This is a genomic window from Gemmobacter caeni (genome assembly GCF_003054195.1).
GTDB lineage: Bacteria > Pseudomonadota > Alphaproteobacteria > Rhodobacterales > Rhodobacteraceae > Gemmobacter > Gemmobacter caeni.
In genome coordinates this window covers 102,348-120,718 of the sequence record NZ_QBKP01000002.1, presented here as the reverse complement: position 1 = coordinate 120,718, position 18,371 = coordinate 102,348, and the positions used below count along the sequence as shown (strand labels likewise).

Annotated in this window: 23 protein-coding genes and 1 pseudogene; 7 read left to right on the top strand and 17 right to left on the bottom strand. The window is 70.7% G+C overall.

The genetic code is table 11. The features are described from left to right. Positions 1-2 precede the first annotated feature (2 nt). Positions 3-266: a hypothetical protein gene (locus C8N34_RS03405; RefSeq protein WP_145693548.1), complete on the bottom strand. Its 264-nt coding sequence runs from the start codon at positions 264-266 to the stop codon at positions 3-5. Between the two features lie 134 nt (positions 267-400). Between C8N34_RS03405 and C8N34_RS03400 the strand changes: the two genes are divergently transcribed. The 5 genes from C8N34_RS03400 to C8N34_RS03380 all read left to right on the top strand — a co-directional run bounded on the left by C8N34_RS03400 (position 401) and on the right by C8N34_RS03380 (position 3,675). Beyond that, a complete protein-coding gene (locus C8N34_RS03400) occupies positions 401-763 on the top strand; it encodes a hypothetical protein (protein ID WP_108127735.1) in 363 nt (120 codons plus the stop codon). A 34-nt stretch (positions 764-797) separates the two neighbouring features. Continuing rightward, complete coding sequence (locus C8N34_RS03395) at positions 798-1,127, top strand: helix-turn-helix transcriptional regulator (RefSeq protein WP_108127733.1); 330 nt, start codon at positions 798-800, stop codon at positions 1,125-1,127. 165 nt (positions 1,128-1,292) lie between these two features. Continuing rightward, positions 1,293-2,417 (top strand): type II toxin-antitoxin system HipA family toxin, encoded by a 1,125-nt coding sequence (locus C8N34_RS03390; RefSeq protein ID WP_158640473.1) that lies wholly within the window; start codon positions 1,293-1,295, stop codon positions 2,415-2,417. A gap of 71 nt (positions 2,418-2,488) precedes the next feature. Beyond that, the gene (locus tag C8N34_RS03385; protein ID WP_145693547.1) at positions 2,489-3,148 is read left to right on the top strand and encodes a hypothetical protein; all 660 of its coding nucleotides are present in this window, start codon (positions 2,489-2,491) and stop codon (positions 3,146-3,148) included. Then, positions 3,145-3,675, top strand: coding sequence for a hypothetical protein (locus C8N34_RS03380; protein ID WP_108127728.1), 531 nt, complete (start codon positions 3,145-3,147; stop codon positions 3,673-3,675). Before C8N34_RS03385 ends, C8N34_RS03380 begins: the two co-directional genes overlap by 4 nt. Here the strand turns inward: C8N34_RS03380 and C8N34_RS03375 are convergent. From C8N34_RS03375 to C8N34_RS03340, 9 genes and pseudogenes are all read right to left on the bottom strand, one after another. Continuing rightward, positions 3,672-4,472 (bottom strand): hypothetical protein, encoded by an 801-nt coding sequence (locus C8N34_RS03375; RefSeq protein ID WP_145693546.1) that lies wholly within the window; start codon positions 4,470-4,472, stop codon positions 3,672-3,674. The genes C8N34_RS03380 and C8N34_RS03375 overlap by 4 nt on opposite strands. 278 nt (positions 4,473-4,750) lie before the next feature. Beyond that, a complete protein-coding gene (locus C8N34_RS03370; protein WP_108127724.1) occupies positions 4,751-5,521 on the bottom strand; it encodes a hypothetical protein in 771 nt (256 codons plus the stop codon). 83 nt (positions 5,522-5,604) lie between these two features. Further along, a complete protein-coding gene (locus C8N34_RS03365) occupies positions 5,605-5,982 on the bottom strand; it encodes a hypothetical protein (protein ID WP_108127722.1) in 378 nt (125 codons plus the stop codon). Positions 5,983-6,059: 77 nt separating this feature from the next. Continuing rightward, a complete protein-coding gene (locus tag C8N34_RS03360; RefSeq protein WP_158640471.1) occupies positions 6,060-6,710 on the bottom strand; it encodes an LbetaH domain-containing protein in 651 nt (216 codons plus the stop codon). Positions 6,711-6,816: 106 nt separating this feature from the next. Further along, positions 6,817-7,374 carry a hypothetical protein gene (locus C8N34_RS03355; protein WP_145693545.1) on the bottom strand — a complete coding sequence of 186 codons (558 nt, stop codon included), beginning with the start codon at positions 7,372-7,374 and terminating at the stop codon, positions 6,817-6,819. Continuing rightward, positions 7,316-7,723 carry a hypothetical protein gene (locus C8N34_RS26770; RefSeq protein WP_244910744.1) on the bottom strand — a complete coding sequence of 136 codons (408 nt, stop codon included), beginning with the start codon at positions 7,721-7,723 and terminating at the stop codon, positions 7,316-7,318. Before C8N34_RS26770 ends, C8N34_RS03355 begins: the two co-directional genes overlap by 59 nt. A gap of 132 nt (positions 7,724-7,855) precedes the next feature. Next, positions 7,856-7,909, bottom strand: a pseudogene (locus C8N34_RS27270) (hypothetical protein); the annotation flags it as partial. Beyond that, entirely contained in the window at positions 7,896-8,207 is a 312-nt protein-coding gene (locus C8N34_RS03345; RefSeq protein ID WP_108127717.1) for a glycosyltransferase family 2 protein, read from the bottom strand. The gene C8N34_RS03345 and the pseudogene C8N34_RS27270, both read right to left, overlap by 14 nt. Next, positions 8,204-9,052, bottom strand: coding sequence for a hypothetical protein (locus C8N34_RS03340; protein WP_145693543.1), 849 nt, complete (start codon positions 9,050-9,052; stop codon positions 8,204-8,206). Before C8N34_RS03340 ends, C8N34_RS03345 begins: the two co-directional genes overlap by 4 nt. Positions 9,053-9,112: 60 nt before the next feature. On the opposite strand from C8N34_RS03340, the gene C8N34_RS03335 reads away from it, so the two are divergent. Beyond that, positions 9,113-9,934 carry a hypothetical protein gene (locus C8N34_RS03335; protein WP_108127713.1) on the top strand — a complete coding sequence of 274 codons (822 nt, stop codon included), beginning with the start codon at positions 9,113-9,115 and terminating at the stop codon, positions 9,932-9,934. A 66-nt stretch (positions 9,935-10,000) separates the two neighbouring features. Here C8N34_RS03335 and C8N34_RS03330 read toward each other — a convergent pair whose 3' ends face one another. The 7 genes from C8N34_RS03330 to C8N34_RS03290 form a co-directional block, all read right to left on the bottom strand. Beyond that, positions 10,001-11,572, bottom strand: coding sequence for a hypothetical protein (locus C8N34_RS03330; RefSeq protein WP_145693542.1), 1,572 nt, complete (start codon positions 11,570-11,572; stop codon positions 10,001-10,003). Positions 11,573-12,057: 485 nt separating this feature from the next. Further along, positions 12,058-14,139, bottom strand: a complete 2,082-nt coding sequence (gene ligA, locus C8N34_RS03320; protein ID WP_242013770.1) for an NAD-dependent DNA ligase LigA — start codon at positions 14,137-14,139, stop codon at positions 12,058-12,060. Further along, positions 14,136-14,675, bottom strand: coding sequence for a hypothetical protein (locus C8N34_RS03315; RefSeq protein WP_108127707.1), 540 nt, complete (start codon positions 14,673-14,675; stop codon positions 14,136-14,138). Before C8N34_RS03315 ends, ligA begins: the two co-directional genes overlap by 4 nt. Positions 14,676-14,689: 14 nt before the next feature. Then, complete coding sequence (locus C8N34_RS27095) at positions 14,690-15,976, bottom strand: WGR domain-containing protein (RefSeq protein ID WP_108127705.1); 1,287 nt, start codon at positions 15,974-15,976, stop codon at positions 14,690-14,692. Positions 15,977-16,169: 193 nt separating this feature from the next. Next, complete coding sequence (locus C8N34_RS03305; protein WP_108127703.1) at positions 16,170-16,583, bottom strand: thermonuclease family protein; 414 nt, start codon at positions 16,581-16,583, stop codon at positions 16,170-16,172. Positions 16,584-16,624: 41 nt separating this feature from the next. Then, a complete protein-coding gene (locus C8N34_RS03295) occupies positions 16,625-17,428 on the bottom strand; it encodes a class I SAM-dependent methyltransferase (RefSeq protein WP_199750652.1) in 804 nt (267 codons plus the stop codon). Next, positions 17,425-17,802: a hypothetical protein gene (locus C8N34_RS03290; RefSeq protein ID WP_108127699.1), complete on the bottom strand. Its 378-nt coding sequence runs from the start codon at positions 17,800-17,802 to the stop codon at positions 17,425-17,427. The genes C8N34_RS03295 and C8N34_RS03290 overlap by 4 nt, the downstream gene beginning before the upstream one ends. 152 nt (positions 17,803-17,954) lie before the next feature. On the opposite strand from C8N34_RS03290, the gene C8N34_RS03285 reads away from it, so the two are divergent. Further along, positions 17,955-18,251, top strand: a complete 297-nt coding sequence (locus tag C8N34_RS03285) for a helix-turn-helix transcriptional regulator (protein ID WP_108127697.1) — start codon at positions 17,955-17,957, stop codon at positions 18,249-18,251. Positions 18,252-18,371 lie beyond the last annotated feature (120 nt).

Here is an 18,371-nt window from a genome sequence, read left to right as displayed (position 1 = left end):
GATCAGGGGCAGGGGTCCGCCTCCGGCTCCTCCACGGCCTCCGGGACCGGTCCGATCAGGAGGCGCAGGTCCGCCATGAAGTTGGCGTCGCCGGTCAACTCCTTGGTCATGCGCGTCGAGCAGGGCTCCCAGCCATCCGGCCCCCAGATCCGCACGGCGGTCACCTCCGGGTCCCCGCCCGGAGCGCAGGACCAGTCAAACTCCGCGAGGGCGGTCGTAAAGGTTCCGGTGCGGGTCCCGGACGTCTGATCAAGCTTGTCGATCACCTTGGCCTCCTGCAATGTGGTGTCCTGAAGCGTCTGTCGGCCGTGCGAAAAAAAGAAACAGGTTAGCGCCTCTACATTTTCCGGTTTTCGGGGGGACCGTTTAGGTTCATCGCAGACATTGTGGGAGAGGTTGCATGAACACTGCGGAGGACCGACTGGGCTATCAGGTCGACCAACGCACCCGCTTCAAGGTCCGGGTGGAGATCTTCGAGGAGCTGAGCGAGACCCCGAGCGTCAACTGGATCCGCGGCTGTCGGACCCTGGAGGAGGCGCAGCGCGGTTACGTCGCCCTGCGCGAGGAGACCGGGTACGGGGCCTCACAGGTCGGTTTCGGCCACGTCTTCGACGAGGCGGGCCAGCTCATCGCCCATATCTCCTACAACGGCCGCCTTTGGGCGCCGAGTGGTGAGGGCGGGATGTCCCCCTGGAGGCCTGGCGGGAAGGACCCTCCCTCTGAGAGGGTGCAGAAAAACGTGGTAAATGTTCCTCAGGTGTAACATAAGGCTCTTAATGTGACTCGTGAGGAACAAAATGAAGCCGAAACGGAGCAAGATGACGATTCCGGACCCCCTTCTCGGCCTCCTGTCCCGCATGGGATCCGACCTGTCCGCCGCGCGCCGGGCGCAGGCGATCACCCAGGATGACATGGCGGGCCGACTCAACGTGGCGCGCCGGACCCTGATCCGGATGGAGCGGGGGGACCCGACGGTGAGCCTCGGCGCCTACGCGACCGCGGCCTGGGTTCTCGGGCTCGAGGAGCGGTTCCTGTCCGGTTTTCATCCGGGGACGGAGGAGGGCCGGGAGGCGCGGCTCGCCCTGCCGAAACGGGTCCGCCAGCCGGCGGCCGATCTGGACTTCTGAGGAGGGGCTGAGATGCAGGTGAACGCGATCGTCTTTATCGACATCGGGGGCACGGCGGTCCCGGCGGGACAGATATCCATCACGGAGGACGGACGCTACTCGCGCTGCGAGTTCGCTTACGGGCGACGTTACCTCCAGCGGAAGGACGCGGTCGCGATCGACCCGGTGCAGCTCCCTCTGGGACCGGCGCTGATGGAGGCGCCCGAGGGGTTCCCCCTCTTCAACGGGGTGCGCGACGCGGCCCCGGACGCATGGGGCCGCAAGCTGATCGACCGGGAATCTCTGCGCAGCCAGGGGCGGCCGGCGACGGAGGCCGAGTTCCTGCTCGTCTCGCAAAGCGGGAACCGGATCGGTGCGCTCCGGTTCGGGCCGACCCCGGTCGCGGTGGGGCCGGTCCTGCCGCTCCAGATCGACGACCGGCTGACCCATCTCGGGGACCTCGAGGCGTTCCAGGATCTGGTGGACCGGCTTGAGCCGGACCGTCCGCTCCCGCCCCGGTTCATCGACTTCCTCGCTCCGGGGACGGATCTCGGGGGCGCGCGCCCCAAGGGGACCGTCACGATCGACGGGTTCCCCCACCTGGTGAAGTTCGGCCTGTCGCGGGACCGCTACAACATGGCCGCGGTTGAGGCGGGCTGTCTGGACCTGTGCGAGATGGCCGGGATCCCGACCTGCGCACGCCAGGTGATCCGGGTCGGGGACCGGGACGCGCTCGTGCTGCGCCGGTTCGACCGGGAGGAGGGGGAGGGGGGCGTACGACGTCGTCACATGATCTCCGCCCTCACCCTGCTCGGCGCCCACGAGTCAGATCGGGGGCTCTCTGGCTATGCGGACCTTTATGACGGTCTGCGCCGACACGCGGTGTCCGGGGATCACGGGGAGGCGGTCTTTAGGCGGATGGTGATGAACGTGCTCTGCGGGAACACGGACGACCACTACCGGAACACGGCGCTGCTCCTCACGGAGCGGGGCCGCTACGAGCTGAGCCCGCTCTACGACGTCACCCCGACCCTCCAGTCGCTCGGGGCCCGAAACCTCTTTCTGCACCTGGGCCGCGCCGGGGCGGGGCGGGAGGCGACGCTTGAGAACGCGGTCGCGGCGGGGCCGAGCCTCGGGCTTCGCCCGGAGAGGGCGGAGCGGATCGTCAATGATCTGTCGGAGATGGTGGGAGCGCGCTGGCGCGAGACCCTGCGGTCCCGCGGAGCATCCGAGCAGGACCTGGAGATGGTCGCCAACAGCTTCTCGGAGGCGGGGCGTCGGGTCGGGGCGGATGCGACACCGGAGCCCTGAGAGGCGCGGTGCAGGTATCTTTTCGCCCGGGAGGGCGGTAACATCGGGAAAGATCGGAAGTGGAGAGCGGGATGGGCGGTGAGAATTTGAGGGAGCGGGTCGAGGCGGCGATCGGGGGCGCGCTGAGCGGCCCTTTGCGGACGGAGTTCCCGGTCGCGTCGGAGGCGGAGGTCCTGATCAGACGGGACGCGGATCGGGTGCTGATCGGCTACCTGAGCGTCGACCCGGAGCCGCGCGACTTCTGGGCGGAGTCCGACGGGCTCGGGGAGCTGAGACGCTTCACCCGCGCCGAGGATCCGAACGATCTGCTCGAACGCCTCACCGCGGAGGGGACCCCCTGGCTCCTCGTCGAGCGTTACAGCCACGGCCTCGACCACTACTCGGTCGCGAACACCCGCGCCTACCCGGACCGGCAGTGGGACGTGGGCCTTTACGGGGTGTTCATCCCCTGCGAGGAGGTCCGGGACATGTACCGGGACCGCGTCAAGGCGGAGGGGGAGGAGGCGGCCCGCGCCTGGCTGATCGAGGACACGAACGGGACCCTGTCCGAGTTCTCGAAAAGCGTGAACGGGGAGGTCTACGGGGCGATCGTCGAGACCTGGGAGATCGCCGACGGGCGCCCGGTGCGCCTCGGGACGGAGGCGGTCTGGGGCCATATCGGGACGGATTACGCGCTGGAGGCGCTCAGCGAGCGGATGCCCGAAGAGGCGAGCCCGGAGCCGGCGCTTTGAGCGGGACCCTGACCGTCCTGCCCGCCCCGGCCCCGCTCGCGACCGGCCCGCTGACCCGGATCGGGACGGACCGGGTCCGCTCCGTCCGGCAAGCGGACCGGTCCTGGGCGTTCAACTACTCGATCACGAGGCTGGACGCGCCGGACCTCGCCGCGCTCCTCACCGCCTGGGCCCCCGCGCTTGAGGCGGCGGTCCGCCCGCTCCGGGTCTCCGGGGCCGAGCTCGCCTTCGCCCGCCCCCTCCGGGAGGGGGCGCCGGTCCCGGACGGGGCGGCCGCCTTCGGCGCCTTCGCCCGCGACTGCGCGGCCCTGATCGACCGGGTCGGCCCGCGGGAGCCCACCACGATCGGGCTGTTCTGGAGCCCGGTCCTGGGCGGGGTGACGGACGTGCTGGACGAGTGGCGGCTCGATCTGGACCCGGTCCGGGACGAGGTGAGGGGGGCGGTGCGGAGACTCTACGCGGAGCTGGGCGGCTGGGTAGACGGGCTTGACCGGCTGATCCTCCATCTGGAGCACCCGGGCGTCTAGGCCGGAGCGGGGGTGGCCTGTTCCGGGACGGTCCGGTCCGGGAGCCAGAGCAGGGAATACCCGGCCGCCGCCCCGAACCGGCGCAGCTCCCGGTCAAGCGCGCGCCGGTCGAGCCCCAGACTCTCCGCATAACGCTCCACCCGCAGCGCCTCCCCGTGCCCGGCCCCGAGCAGGTCCGCCGCGACCACGGCGAGCAGGTCCCGGTCCCCGCGCGGCATCCAGGTGAGGTCAGGGTCGGAACGGAGGACCGCCTCCATCCCGTTCAGCGCCGCGTGCAGCTCCTCGAGCCGGTAGCCGCGCTCCTCCAGCTCCCCCTCCAGCCCGTCCCGCTCCTCGATCGAGAGGAACCGGGCCATCACCCGGAACAGGGCCTGCGGGCCGCTGAGCCGCTCGCCCGGCGGGTCCGCGAAAAACCGGTTCACCCCGCGTTCGGGCCTCACCCGTTCCGGCTCCATGACCCGGACCCAGAGGTCGAGCCTGATCTGCGCCTTGAGGCCCGCGTCCGCCGCGGCCGCATAGAGCGCCTCCGGCGCGTCGAGGTGCTCGACGGGCGCGCGCAGCAGGTCCAGAAGCCGTTCCGCCTCCCGCGTCCCCACCTCCCCCTCGCCGAGCTCCGGGATCCGCGACGCGGCGGCGATCCGGCCCCGCAGGCCCGCGGTGCAGGCGTTCAGCCGGTCCGCGACGGCCCGCTCGGGCGCGTCCCGGTCCGGGCTGAGGAAGGCGGCCATCCGGATCGCGGGGCGGGACCGGGCCGTGAGCCAGAGCCCCGCCTCGTCATAGGCGTCGTTCTCCCCCACGTAGAGGTAGGGCTTCCCGGGCTGATCGAACGCCCAGCGGGTCGGGTCGAGGACCCGGCCGTCCTGAAGGCGGAGCCAGGAGTGCTGCTGCGGCCCGCACCCGTAGACGGAGGCGGGGCTGGTCCAGCCGTGGAAATGGCCGCGCACGAGCCGCATCCCTTGCGTGGGGAGGCGTCGCAGGACCCGCTCCGCCACCGCGTGGCAGTTCCCGGGCCAGTCCGTCAGGGGGAGCCCGATCGCCTCGGCGATCGCCGCCGGCTCGGTCGGGAACGGGTCCATCAGAGGCCGGGCCCTTCAGGTCCCGCATCAGGATCAGCCTGCATCCCCATGTAATCCCTCAACGTTTTCGGAACCTCCTCAAGGGTCGTCGCGGCGACCACCCAGCCGTTCTTGGTGCCGTGCTTGCGCAGGGTCGCGCAGAACTCCTGATAATCGGGGGCGTCCTTGATGAAGCTGAACCGCCCCTCAGCGGCCCGGAACAGGTCCGCCTCGAGCGCGGCCCCCATCACCTCGAAGCCGCCCCCCTGGCTGTTCGTGGCCAGGAAGTGCTGCATCGGCTCCGTCTCCGGACCGACCCGGCGGATCACGCCCCGGACCAGCTCTGACCCGGCCGGGAACCGGGTCGCCAGCTCCGCCAGCGCCGTCTCGTCCGGGGCGATCACCAGGGCGGCGCGCCCCTCATGGCGCAGGAGCCCGGCCGCGGTCCGGTCGACCGCGATCCCCTCCGCCTCCAGGTCCGGGACGGACCGGAAGGTGAGGATTCGCGGCTCGTAGCTCGACGTGTCGTTCGGGTGGTGGCGGACCTCGTAGAGGATCCGGGCGAGGCCCGGCTCCGCCCCCTCCGGGTGCTGGGGCGCGTACATGTCATAGGCGGGGGCGACCCGGCCGTCCGGCCAGCGGTAGGCGGCGACCCCGTCCGCCGTGTAGGGGCGGGGGAGGGCGGAGCGGGGGCGATGACGGCCCGCGTCGTCCTGATCGGAGGATTGCAGCCGGCGCCCCGTCTCCGCGGAGATCCGGGCCAGGGTCGGGGGGAACGGGATGACTCTCATGACGGGCTCCTGAGGGGATCAGAAGGACCCTATCCTCACCTAGTGAAAACCGCAAAAGCCGTGCATTCGGAGGGGTCGCCTGATCAGCGGGTCGCCGACCGCTCCAGGGCCCGGAACGCGATCACGCTGACGGTGAGGGCGGCGAGGCCGGCCAGGCCGTCACGGGCGGGGACGAACGCGCCGAACTCGTCCTGTCCGCCCCAGTCCCCGGGGAGGAAGCCGAAGAGAGCCCGGAAGATCAGGAGGCTCGCCGCGAGGACCCCGAGAAAGGCGCCCCAGAGATGCGCTCCGGCCCGCCAGCGGGACATGGTGTGGAGCTCTTCCCTTATCCGCGAACCGGCGGAGATGTTGAACAGGTCGCGCAGCCTTGCGGGCCGCGATGCGGCCAGATGGAGCACCCAGGCGAGGTTCAGGGCGAGGCCCCAGCCGAGCGCGTAGACCGCACCCTGAAAAATCGACATCGGCCCGCTCCTCGAAAATCCCAAACAACCGCATCGTCGCCTCCCGGGCGGCGGAGATCAAGCCGGTTCTCGGTCGGTTAGGGGGCCGGGGAAGGGTCCGACTCCTCCGGGGAGATGCCCCCGGGCTCGATGAGAACGGGGGCGGGTCTCGGCCAGAGGCCGAGCCGGTGCAGTTTCTGTCGGGACCGGACCGCTCGGAAGGCGGGTTCCTCCTCCTCCGGGCGGGGCGGCCGGAAACAGCGGCAGGGCTCGAGCGCGTCCGACCTGCCCCACTGGTGGTCATCCACCATCTGGTCGGTGAGCTCGTCCGGGTCGGACTCCTCGAGCGGGACGAGGAACTTGCCGAAGGGGCCGGAGATGAAGGCGCCGCCGCGCAGGATCGTGGTCGTGAACCCGCCGCACCGGTCCGGGATGATCCCGTCCGGGGTCACCAGGTCCCCGTCCCCGAGGACCGCGTCGTCCGGGACGGTTACCCCGTCCTGGACCCGGGTGTGCGAGCCGAGCCGGACCCGCGCCCCGATGGTCACGTCCGCCCCGACCCGGGCCCAGGGGCCGAAGACGCTGTCCGGCCCGATCCGGCTCCGGTCCCCCACCTGCGACCAGTCCCCGAGCTGAACCCGCTCTCCGAGGATCACCCCCTCGCCGATCCGGGTCCAGGTCCCGACGGTGACGGAGCGGGGGTGACGCGGGCCGCCGAAGAGGCGGGAGAGCACGCGGCCGGCTCTCATGGCGACACCTCGTCGGCCCGCATCTTTGATTTTCGCGTCTCGCTCATCCTCAGCGCCCCTCACCATTCGTCCGTTATGCGTCCCACGGTTTGCCCGTCGGTCGGCTTCAGGGCGGCTCAGGCCCGTCATCCGCGGGGAGATCGCGCAGCCGGTCATAGGCCGCCTCGATCTCCTCGATCGAGCTCGCCATGCTGAGGCCGGAGTGACGGGGGCGCACCCCGGTCAGCTCCTTGTAGAGGTCGGAGTAGTCCGAGAGGAGGAGGTGCTTCTCCAGCTCCTCCGGGCTCCTCACCCCGTACCCGTCCCAGTGGGCCGGGTCCTCGACCAGGCGGCCGATCCAGGCCCCCTCGATCGGGTTCTCGTCGAGCCAGTCCGCAACCACGTTGGTCAGCCGGAAATAGGTCCGCAGGTCCGGGCAGAGCCGCCAGTCCGGCCGGACCGTGGCCGCGCTGATCGACCCGGTCCGGTCCAGCTCCGCCCGGGCGAGCCGGACCGCCTCCTCCGGGTCGGTGGTCTCCAGGGTGCGGGCGGGCCGCATCCAGCCCCCCTCGTCGAACCCCTTTTCGAGGTCGTAGATGTGAACCTTGTGCGCCATCAGGGCCTCCTCAGATCGGTTCGGGGACCGGGCTCCGGGCCGCGTAGCGGAACGGGGTCTCGTGGTCATAGAGGCGGATATCCCCCGCGAGGCGGGCCTCCTCGACCGCGATCGCGGTCCGCAGGTTGCGCCGCATGCGGTCCGGCAGCTCCGTGTTCAGGAGGGCGGATCGCAGGAAGTCCCGGAAGGCGGGGGCGGGGGCCGGACCCGCCGCCCCGTCGGACCGGTTCTCCGCGCTCCGGTCCCAGACCGCGCCGATCCGCGGGGACCAGACCACATCGCCCTGGAGGGCGAGCCGGCCCCAGCCGACCTTGTCCTCCCCGTGGGTGATCCCGTCCGGGAACCCGCCGCTGCGCTGAAGGGCGGACCTCGGGGCGGCCGCGGTGCTGGAGGAGACGATCATCGGGCCGGAGCTCATCGCCTCGAAGAAGCAGGGGAGGGGGCCGCGCCGGTCCGACCCGATCCCGAACCGATGCGCGCGGCGCGTCCCGTCCGGGCCGATCTCCGCCCAGGCGTCCGCATAGAGGGCGGCTCCGGGGAAGTCCCGGACGAGACCGAGGAGCTCGGAGACGTGATGCGGGGCCCAGCGGTCATCGGCGTCCAGGAACAGGATCAGATCGCCCCGCGCGGCCCGCCAGCCCGCGTTGCGGGCCGCGCGGGGCGCCCCGGTTCTCCTGCGTCAGGAGGCGCAGGGCTGCGGCCTGACCGGCGGCCTCATCCGCCCAGCCCCGCACCACGTCCCCGGACCCGTCCGTGGACCCGTCATCGACCACCACGAGCTCGAACGGGGTATCGGCGTCCCGGCAGGACCGGAACGCGTCCGCGAGCGCGGTCCGGACGTGACGCGCCTTCTGATAGAGCGGGATGACCACGGAGAGGTGGGGGTTTTTCGCAAGGCTCACGGGGACGGCTCCTCGGTTGGTGGCTCCGGCGCAGGTGCAGCCTCCCGCATCAGCTCCACCAGCTCATACGGGTCCGGGACCCCCTCACGCGCGACCCGGTCCGGGGAGAGCCGGCCCGAGAGCCCGGTCGCGAAGGCGTCGAGCGCGCGCAGGAGCTCCCGCTCCGCCGCCCCGTCCCCCTGTATGACGATCCGGCCGAGGCCCCGTTCCGGGTCCCGAGAGACCGGATGGGCCATCCAGGCCTTCACCTCCGGGTCCGTCAGGGCGCCGGAGCGGGGCTTGAGCGGGGAGAAGTCCTCCGCGTGCCCCCGCAGGACCACCTTCTCCTGCCGGTGGGCGTCCCGGATCGTCGCGACCGGCATGTTCCCCTCCTGCGGCGTATCCCGTCGCTCAACCGGCCTCAGACGCAGGGAGAGGGAGAAGTCCGTGCCGACCGTCCCCTCCCGCCGCTCCGCCGTCTTGTGGGAGATCTCCAGCATCGTCGCCGGGTCCCAGTCCTCGGAGAGGCGCCCCTCGATCACCGCGCGCGCCTCCTCCGCGAGGAGGGCGCGCAGCCGGTTCAGGTCGCTGTCATGCGGGCGCACCCCCCGGAAGTCCGGGTGCTCGGAGCGGACCGCGAAGATGCAGAGCCCGTGCTCATAGCGCATGGTGACGTCGAAGCGGGCCTTGTCCCCGCCGGGCAGGGGGACGGACCACTCGTCGATCTTGCGCGCCTCCCCGGTGCGCGTGTTCCGCGCCCGGACCAGATCCTCCTCTGACATGCGACCCCCCCACCTTTCCTGTTCGCCCCATTCATGCACGAGCGTGCGAAAAAGCGAAAGGTTGCCCTTCCCATTTTTTCGCACGACGGGTACGACTTGGGGGGAGGGCCCGGACGGGGCCGATCGGAACAGGGGGTGGGGCACATGATCAGCTTCTCCGTGAGCACGCGCCGCAACGAGGACGCGGACGCCTGGGACGTCCGGGTCGACGCCTACCTGGACCCGTCCGAGGAGGTGACCGGCTCCCCGGAGGCGGAGGAGGCGATCTCGGAGGCCTGGGTCGGGGAGGACGGGGTCCTCATCGGCCGGCTCGAGGCGCTGATGCTGCACGTCTGGCCGCTCCATAACGCGGAGGGGCTCCTGGAACTCCTGGAGGTGAACGACGGGGACGGGAACACCTGGGACGCCTATGAGGAGGTCAGGTCCGTCGCCGCCGCCCTGGCCCGATGGGTCAGGCAGGGGTCCGCGGAGGGGCTCTTCATCGAGAGCGAGGATCCGATCCAGACCGTGATCCTGAGCCGGACGCTCGAGGCGGACCCTCATGTGGATCGGGGCGCGCTCCTCGGGATGATGATCCAGCACCTGACCGCGCTCAGCCCGAACCGGATCCTGCTCGCGCATGAGGAGCCGCCTGAGGGCCTGCTGCCTGCGGACCAGAGGGGGCGGGTCCGGGAGCGGGCCCGCGCGTTCCTCTCGGTGGGGGAGCGGGTCGGGTTCGGCCCCTTCGTGGCGCTCCCGCAGAAGCGGGAGACGGGCGGGGTCCGAGACCCGCTCCGGCGCCTCCTGAGCGGGATGACGGACCGGCTCCTCCTGGTCGCCAGCGTCCTTCCGGACGGGCCGGATTATCCGGAATGGACCGTCTGGGACGATCTGGAGATCGAGCTGATCGACCTGGTGGAGTGGGCCTCGGCCCGGCTCGGGGTGGAGCTCAGCCTCGCCGAGGAGGAGACGGAGCCGGCCGGATAGGGCCAAAATGAGGGGCGAGACAACGCGTCCGGAGGACGGTCCCCGCCCAAGCCCCGAGCAGCGCCATCAAGACGTCAGATCGATGTGTTCGAAGGTCGGGATGTCGGTGTCCGGATCGAAGTCGTAGGTGATGCCGAGGAGGACCCGGTTTCTGATCGTCTCCGCGATCGGGTAATTGTAGGTCTGGAGCTGAATGACGGCCCGCATCATCGCCGCGAGGGGCGCTCCGACCCGTTCGGAGGTCTGCGCCTCCAGCTCCAGGAACAGCTCGGACCGCGTAATCGGGTTCTCGTTCCGGGCGGCCAGGGCCCCGGCGGAGATGACCGTGCCGAAGAGGACGAGCCTCAACACCTTTGCGGTTTTGAGGGCGCGGGGCGAGCCGGCCCCGACGGCGGCCTTCAGCGCGAAGTTCAGGGTCTTGAAGCTGTGCACGAGGGCGCCGAGGATCGAGAAGGTGAAGGCGATCAGGGGGATATAGGCGATGCGGATCGCCGTGATCCCGTCCTGGTAATGCTCCGCCCCCTCCTCAAAGGCGCTGATCGGGGAGAAATAGAGCGGTCGCCGCGCGTCGACGATGGCCTCGACCCAGGGCCGATAGATGGTCCTTTCGGCCGCGTCCTGATCCAGGTTCACGGCCAGCGGGATCTCGTGTTCCATCCCCATCCGGGATCGCCACCGGTCCTGGATGACCGGATGACCGAAGAACTGCGCGGGGGTCAGATCGTCGGGCAGGACCGCCCCGTAGGCGTCGATCATGACCCGCTCATAGCCCGGGGTCACCTCCCCCCGGATCCGCTCCGCCACCGCGGACATGAACCCGGCCCGGTCCGTCAGGGCCCAGTCGAGCGGGACCATGATCCCGGCCTGCCGCAGCTGGGACCTCACGCGGGGGTGCTGGGACCGCGGGAGCGAAGTCGGGGTGTAGCGGCCCAGACCGTTCCGGTACTGCCGATAGAGCCGGGTCTGCTCATCCGGGATCCGGGCGATCGCGCGCGCGTGACGATCCGAGGCGGGGAGATACACGTCGTTGTAGCTCCGCATGATCTCGGTCATCGCCGGGAAGTACACGTTCGCGTAAAAGGACCCCGGCCCGCCGAGCGCGTCCTCCGCCTGCGCCTCGAGAAGCTCCTCGATCGACCCCCTCGTCCGCTCCTCGAGCCGGTCAACGCTCAGGGCCAGGGAGGGCAGGAGCGCCATGAAGGTCTTGGATTCCGGGCTTGATCGGTCCACCTGTTCGAAATCCAGACCCCGCAGCAGGGCGGAGGCGTTCTGGACGGAGGAGGAGACCAGGGTGAGGGTCGAGGCGGCCTGGCGCTGCGCCGGGCTGGAGCCGTAGCTCAGCCCGTCCAGGATCGCCTCCTGGATCGCATAGCTTGCGAGACAGCACAGGATCGTGCTCCCCCCGAGCATGAGGGCAGATCGGGTCCGTCGCCACGGGGTCCACCAGCTCATCCGCCGGATCCGGGGGAGGATGAGCGAGGTCCAGACGACGAGGGTCAGGGCGATCCCGGAGATCACTCGTCCGGCGTTCTCGATCTGCTCGATCTCCTCAAGGTCCGTGGTGGACCCGACCACGTCCAGCAGCCGCGCGCCGAAGGCCAGCTCGAACAGGAGATAGATCCCGGTCACCACCATCATGATGAGGGACTCTCTCCGGCTCGGCGGGATCACCTGTCGACTTTCCGAGGATAAACCTATCTTTTGGTTTTTTCTCCATCCAAAAGAACTAAGATTTGGTTGTCTCATCCTCTCCGGCCCCCGTCATGACCGGCGCGGATCTCAATCATAGAGATCGATCACGACGGGGTTTGAGGGAGCGTCAGACCCGCTGTAGGTCGGCGCCTCCGGTATCGTGACAGGGCCGCGCGCGGGCGAGGTGCGGGGCTGGGCAGGCGGCGTCGCGACCCTTGTGGGGGTCTGGGCGGGTACCGCGGCGGGGGGAGGGGCCGTAACGGGAACTCCGGTGATCACCTCCGGGGCAGGCTGAACGCAGGCGGTCAGCGGTAGGAGGATGGTCAAGATAAGGATTTTCCGGCTATTCATGTGCTCTCCCCTGTTTTCGCTGGCTCTCCCATAAGTGTTTAGGAAGCGGGGCGAGATTCCTCCAGCAAAAAAGAGCCCGCTCAGCCTCCTACCAGTTCAAGAAACGCCGCCTCGCTGATCACCCGGACCCCGAGGCTGCGGGCCTTCTCGGCCTTGGACCCGGCCGCCTCCCCGCAGACGAGAAGGCTCGTTTTCGCGGAGACGGAGCCGGACACCTTGGCGCCCGCCCGCTCCGCGATCAGCTGCGCCTCCTTGCGCCCCATCCGGGTCAGCGTCCCGGTGAAGACGACGGTCAGGCCGGTGAGGGGGCCGTCCGCGGCCGGCCGGTCCGGCGCGGTCGGGGTCAGCTCCCCGATCAGGCCGATGAGGAGGTCCCGGTTCGGGCCCGGGGCGAACGCCTCGAGGAGGGAGGCGAGGATCCGGTCCCCGACCCCGTCGAGCGCGAGGATCCGGTCACGGGCCGCCGGGTCCGTCGCGGCCGCGTCGATCATCCCCACGAGCCCCCCCAGGCTGCCCGCCTCCCGGGCCAGGAGCTTGGCCACGCTCGCCCCCACCAGCGGGATCCCCATCGCGAAGATCGCCCGGTCGAGCGGGCGGGTACGCGCCGCCTCGATCGCCGAGAAGAGCTTGCCGGCGGAGCGCTCCCCGAGCCCGTCCCGGCCGGAGAGGGGCGCGTCGGACCCGTCCCCGTGGGTGAGGGGGAGGCGGAACAGGTCCGCCGGGGCCCGGACCCAGCCGTCCGCGTAGAGCTCCTCCACCAGGGTCGCCCCGAGCCCGTCCACGTCCAGCGCGTCCCGGCTGACCAGGTGCTTGAGTCGCTCAACGATCTGCGCGTCGCAGCCGAGCCCGCCCGTGCAGCGATGCGCGGCGTCCCCCGCGGCGCGCACCACCGCGGATCCGCAGCCGGGGCAGGTGTCCGGGAAGCGGAACGGCCTCGCCCAGATCGGACGCTCCGCGAGATCCACGTCCCCCACCTTCGGGATCACGTCCCCGGCCCGGAAGATCGAGACCAGGTCCCCCTCCCGGATGTCCTTCCCGTCCCGGATGACGGCGCCGGCGGAATCCACCCCCGCGATATAGTCCGCGTTGTGCAGGGTCGCGTTGGAGACGACCACCCCGCCCACGGTCACCGGGGCGAGCCGGGCCACCGGTGAGATCGCCCCGGTCCGGCCCACCTGCACCTCAATCGCCAGGAGCCGCGTCCAGGCGGTCTCCGCCGGGAACTTATGCGCCACCGCCCAGCGAGGGGTGGTGGAGCGGGCCCCGAGCCGGTCCTCGAGCGCCAGATCGTCCACCTTGTAGACGACCCCGTCGATGTCGAACCCCAGGAGGGCCCGGCGTTTCAGGACGTCATTATAGAAGGCCTCGAGATCCTGCCGAGTCTTGCAGAGCCGGAACGGGGAGGGGGTACTGAACCCCATCCCCCGCAGGGCCGTCAGCTGTTCGCTGCGGGTCCTCGCGACGGGGGCGGAGATCTCCCCCACCCCGTAGGCGAAGAAGGAGAGCTTACGGGCCCTGGTCTTCTCAGGATCGATCTGGCGCAGGCTCCCCGCGGCCGCGTTGCGCGGGTTGGCGAGCGGCCTCTCGCCCCGCGCGGTGAGGGCCGCGTTCAGCTCCGCAAAATCGGCGTGGGACATGTAGACCTCGCCCCGGACCTCCAGGACCTCCGGCGCGTCCGGGATGGTTTGCGGGATGTCCCGGATCGTGCGCGCGTTCGCGGTCACCTCCTCCCCCACCTCCCCGTCGCCGCGGGTCGCGGCGTGCACGAGCAGACCCCGCTCATAGCGCAGCGAGAGGGAGAGCCCGTCGATCTTCAGCTCCGCCGTCACCGGCTCCCAGCCGCCCGGGGCCCGGCCCAGATGAGCGGCGATCGCCTCCTGGAACGCGTCCACGTCCCCCATCTGAAATGCGTTGGCGAGCGACATCATCCGTTTCGCGTGCCGGATCTTGCCGAACCCGTCCGCGGGGGCGAAGCCCACGGGCCGGTCCGCAGGGAGGGCCGGGTCGCGCGCCTCGATCGCGCGCAGCTCCGCGCGCAGGCCGTCATACTCCGCGTCGGAGATGACCGGGTCATCGCGCAGGTGATAGGCCTCCTCCGCCGCGCGGAGCTGCGCGGTCAGCGCGCGGTGACGGTCGGCGTCAGTCGGGGTCACGTCACTCATCTGGGCAGGCTCACTTCCCCGGTCAGCAGGCGGGCGTTGATGTCGTCGAGCATCGCCTTACGCTGCTCCGGGGTGGCCGGGAAGTGCAGGACGGACCGGTTCTCGTTGTACCAGACCCGGGTTGAGACCAGGAGGACCGCATAGCCCGCCTCCGCGGCGACCCGGCGCGGGTAGACGACCGCGCGGGTCCCGCTGACCCGGATCTCCGCCTCCCCGTTCGAGACCGGATCGCGCAGCGCGCTCCTCGCGATCACCTGCGCCGCACGGGAGAGGTCGGTCCGGGACGGGCGGCCGTTCGGGGTCCGGTAGTAGAGGAGCACCGCCTCCTCGCGGCGGTCCTCCGCGTGATCGCCCAGGGCGCCCTGCGCCAGCGCCGGGACGGTCTTCGCCGCCCCGCGCAGCTCCTGAACCCGGTCCGCGGCCCGGATCCCCTCCAGGGCGAGGTGCGGCCCGGCGAGGGCGGTCAGGCGTCCGGACGGGTCGATCATCAGGATCTCCGGGCTGACCTCCGCGATGAAGCTGTGCTTGGTATCCATTCCGGTCTCCTTTTTCATTTTTCGAATTCCACGAGGTATTTCAGGTTCACCTGTGAGGTGCGGTAGACGATCATCTCGTTGTTCAGGACCCGGTCCTGCCCGCCGCGGGCGAAGACGGAGTCGTAACCGGCGGGCGGCTTCACGGAGGCGCCGGTCCGGTCCGGGTGCCAGGGCCGGCCCATGGCGACGTCCGCGAGGAACATGAAGCAGCGTTCCTCGGAGACCTTTCCGTCCCAGTACCCGGCCGCGTAGTTCAGGGATTTGGTGGACTGGTCGGAGAAATAGACCCCGTTCCCGAACATCCGGCCCGTGACATGGATCGACCCGTTCTCGGGGGGAACGATCAGCCCGCTCCTCAGGATGGACAGGAGGTTATGGGCCCGGGTCCCGTGCCAGAGCTCCTTCACCCCGCCGACCTTGAGCCCGTCCTCGCGATACTGGCGATCCATGTCCCCGAGGGTCACCTCGAAGATCCGGGCGACGCGCAGGTTCGAGGAGGCGTGTTTCGCGTGACGGCCCGCCTGGAAGAAGGCGAGGATCCGGGCGCGAAGGCCCGGGTCCTCGGAGACCCGCATGGACACGTCGAAGAGCCTCGGCGCCTCGGCGGAGCCGGTCTCCGATTCGCGCGTTTTTCGCAACCGGTCCTCGGCGATCTCGATCGACCCCTCGAGCTGATCGAGGAAGGTCCCCTGGCGGGCGAGCGCGTCCGTTGCGGCGAGGAAGTCCCGGTGCCAGCCCCGTCTCGTCCCCACCTTCTGGGGGACCAGCATCAGGTACTCCTCGAGCGGGGTCAGGAAGTCCGGGCTGTCGAAGTCGCCGGACCGGACGAGCGGCTCGATCCGGATCAGGAGATCGCGGGCGCGCCGGATGTTGCTCAGGGTCACCACGCCCACCGGGGTGGAGACGATCCCGGTGGCCAGGTCCACGCTCATCTGGCCGCCGGAGGCGGCGATGATCTGGTGGCGGTTGATCTCGGCGAGCTGGCGGACCAGCGCGCTGATCACCGGGTCCCCGCGGCCGATCTGCGCCTCCGCGGCCCCGATCAGCTCCGCCTTGTCGACCCCGCCCGGCCCGGAAGGCTGACCGAGCACCTCGACCCGCTTGTAGCCCTTCCGCTCCTTCTCGCGGATCTTCGCGTGGAAGAGGGCGTCCCCGGCGCCGAGCACGCGGTGCTGTCCCGCGGTCCCGACCCGGCCGTTGCGGGTGCTGACCCGGCCCGTCTCGTCCCGGCTGATCTCCCAGAACTTGTTGTTGTTCGCGTTGGCGTCCGTCAGGACGTACATGAGGGTCTGGGCGGTCATACGGGTCTCCGGCTGTTCGGAGAGTTTTCGTATAAGAATTTTCGCAAATCAAGCAGAATGGGCGTGTCGGCCAGAAAGGTTTGGGGAGAACGGGGCGCTTGCGGAAAACCGCATGATCCGCTACGATTGGGGACGTCACGGGCCGCCACACGCGCCCCCTTCCGGGGCGGTGCAAAAGGGCGGCACTTTCGTCTCAGCAGTAGGGGGCGCGACCGATCCGGGACCGGGCGGCCGTGGTCTCCAGGTCCCGATACCGGCCGCCGGAGTAGCGCCGGCAGTCGAGCGCGTGGCCGTTCGCCACCGCGATCGCGCCGATGTCCTGCCCGTCGAGATAGCAGACGCCCACCCAGCGGTCGTGAGTCCGCTCCCCGTTCAGCTGGCAGGTCACCGTCTCGCCCCGGACGAGCCGGGTCATGAAGGCGCGGGCCTCCCGTCCTACCCGTGTCGAGGTCTCCGGACCGTCCAGCCCGTTGAGCCGGACCGGGGTCCCGGCCACGACGATCGTGTCGACGTCGCGGACCACCGTGACGCGCCCCTCCAGGACCCGGTCCGCGAGGGCGGGGGCGGCGAGCAGGGCGACAAGGAGGGCGGGGAGGATTTTCAGCATGCGTCTATCATGCGTCGGGACGGTCGCCTGCGCAAGGGCGCCTATCCGCCGCCCCGCACCCGGGCCTCGCGCCGCTCGAAATGCGCCAGGTCCCCGCGCAGGAAGGCGGCGTGGAGCTGATCGAGCTCCGCGCGCCACGCCCTTTCGAGCCGGGTCAGCTCCGCGCCCGCCTCCGGGTTCAGGACCCGGGTCGTCTCGAACAGGATTGAGACCTGCCGCTCCAGGAGATGCACCCGGTGCTGAAGGTACACGTCCGCGAGGCTCATGTCGCTCCCCGGAGCGCGACGGTGACCCAGCTGATCTCGGACCGGCCCAGCTTGTCCGGCAGCGGCGCCTCCCGGAGGATCGCGAGGCCGGACGCGGCCGCAAGCGCACGAAGCCCCCCCCACGGAGACCGGGTGCATCCCCCGCGCGAGATCGGGGGGGCCGAGCCGCAGGCTGATCAGGAGGAGCCCGCCGGGGGCGAGAAGCCCGGTCAGGGCCCGGAACGCGACCGGGCGGTCCGGCGGCGCGACGTGCTGCCAGACCGCGGAGAGGAGGATCACCCCGAACCGCCCGCCGACCCGGGTGAGGTCCGGGAGCCGGTCGTCGACCCAGGTGATCCGCGGGTCCGGATGCCGCCGCGCCCCCTCGGCGCGCAGGGTGGCTGAGGGCTCCACGGCGAGGACCGCATGACCCGTTTTCGCAAGCCAGGCCGCGTCCCGGCCGGACCCGGCGCCGACGTCGAGGACCCGGGACGGGGCGGAGGGGAGCAGGTCCGCCACCGGCCCGTGCAGGTCCGGCGCGGAGACCGCCTCATAACGGCGGGCGAGCGCGAGGCCCGCCTCCCCCTCATAGCCGGTCATTTCTCCGCCTCGGACGGGGGGAGGGTCTCCAGGAGGGGCGAGAGGCGCCGCAGCCGGTCCGGGTCCCCCCAGACGGAGACGGCGATCCGGGCGCGCCCGTCCGGGGCGAGCTGCGTCGGGACCAGCTCGACGACCCGGACCCGCAGGGCCGCGCCCGTCTCAAGCGCGGGGGCGAGCAGGTCCCGGGCCTGACCGGTCAGGGCGCCGATCCGGACCGGTCCGCCCGGGCGCAGGCCGAACAGGCCCGCGGGCCGGTCCGCGTAGGCTCCGACGGACCCGTCCGCCTCGAGACGGAGCCGGACCGGCGCGGTCGGGGCGAGCCAGCCGGGGGCCCGATCCACCGAAAGGTCCGTCTTGTAGATCAGGATCTGCATCCGCCCTCGCTGCTCCCCCGTGACGGGCGCTGAACTGTCCCGTTGCGGCGGGGCCGGTTCGGGCCTATGGTCCCCAAAAGCCCCCTCGCGCGGATACTTTTTCAGGGATACAGGGCCGCGCCCTGGAACGCAACCGGAACCGGAACGGACCCATGCCCAAACAGCGCCCCCTGACCCGAGAGGAGAGCCTCGCCCGGCACCGGGAGATCGCCCTTCGGGCGGGGCGGGGGGAGCTGAGGCTGCCGGACGCGATCCGGGCGATCCGGGAGGCGGAGGGGCTGACCCAGGCGGCCTTCGCCGAACGGGTCGGGCTCACCCGGATGCGGCTCCTGGACCTCGAGAAGGGGAGGGGGAACCCGAAGCTGGAGACGCTTCAGCGGATCTGTAGGCCGTTCGGGCTCGAGATCGGCCTCGTGCCGAGGATCCGCACGCTCAGCGGTCCGGAATGACCGGTTCCCGATCAGGAATACGTTGGGGTCTGGATGGCAGGTCTGCTCGGCGTGTTCCCGGTCAGGAACCACCCGGAAAATCATCCGGTATCGCCGGGGGGAGCGGAGGTGGTTTTCCGG

Excerpts from the sequence above, each read along its gene's own strand:
- C8N34_RS03400 (WP_108127735.1), top strand. The coding sequence starts at position 401 with ATGAACACTGCGGAGGACCGACTGGGCTATCAGGTCGACCAACGCACC.
- C8N34_RS03395 (WP_108127733.1), top strand. The coding sequence starts at position 798 with ATGAAGCCGAAACGGAGCAAGATGACGATTCCGGACCCCCTTCTCGGC.
- C8N34_RS03385 (WP_145693547.1), top strand. The coding sequence starts at position 2,489 with ATGGGCGGTGAGAATTTGAGGGAGCGGGTCGAGGCGGCGATCGGGGGC.
- C8N34_RS03370 (WP_108127724.1), bottom strand. The coding sequence starts at position 5,521 with ATGAGAGTCATCCCGTTCCCCCCGACCCTGGCCCGGATCTCCGCGGAG.
- C8N34_RS03365 (WP_108127722.1), bottom strand. The coding sequence starts at position 5,982 with ATGTCGATTTTTCAGGGTGCGGTCTACGCGCTCGGCTGGGGCCTCGCC.
- C8N34_RS03360 (WP_158640471.1), bottom strand. The coding sequence starts at position 6,710 with ATGAGAGCCGGCCGCGTGCTCTCCCGCCTCTTCGGCGGCCCGCGTCAC.
- C8N34_RS03355 (WP_145693545.1), bottom strand. The coding sequence starts at position 7,374 with ATGACCACGAGACCCCGTTCCGCTACGCGGCCCGGAGCCCGGTCCCCG.
- C8N34_RS26770 (WP_244910744.1), bottom strand. The coding sequence starts at position 7,723 with ATGAGCTCCGGCCCGATGATCGTCTCCTCCAGCACCGCGGCCGCCCCG.
- C8N34_RS03335 (WP_108127713.1), top strand. The coding sequence starts at position 9,113 with ATGATCAGCTTCTCCGTGAGCACGCGCCGCAACGAGGACGCGGACGCC.
- C8N34_RS03330 (WP_145693542.1), bottom strand. The coding sequence starts at position 11,572 with ATGATGGTGGTGACCGGGATCTATCTCCTGTTCGAGCTGGCCTTCGGC.
- ligA (WP_242013770.1), bottom strand. The coding sequence starts at position 14,139 with ATGAGTGACGTGACCCCGACTGACGCCGACCGTCACCGCGCGCTGACC.
- C8N34_RS03315 (WP_108127707.1), bottom strand. The coding sequence starts at position 14,675 with ATGGATACCAAGCACAGCTTCATCGCGGAGGTCAGCCCGGAGATCCTG.
- C8N34_RS27095 (WP_108127705.1), bottom strand. The coding sequence starts at position 15,976 with ATGACCGCCCAGACCCTCATGTACGTCCTGACGGACGCCAACGCGAAC.
- C8N34_RS03305 (WP_108127703.1), bottom strand. The coding sequence starts at position 16,583 with ATGCTGAAAATCCTCCCCGCCCTCCTTGTCGCCCTGCTCGCCGCCCCC.
- C8N34_RS03295 (WP_199750652.1), bottom strand. The coding sequence starts at position 17,428 with ATGACCGGCTATGAGGGGGAGGCGGGCCTCGCGCTCGCCCGCCGTTAT.
- C8N34_RS03290 (WP_108127699.1), bottom strand. The coding sequence starts at position 17,802 with ATGCAGATCCTGATCTACAAGACGGACCTTTCGGTGGATCGGGCCCCC.
- C8N34_RS03285 (WP_108127697.1), top strand. The coding sequence starts at position 17,955 with ATGCCCAAACAGCGCCCCCTGACCCGAGAGGAGAGCCTCGCCCGGCAC.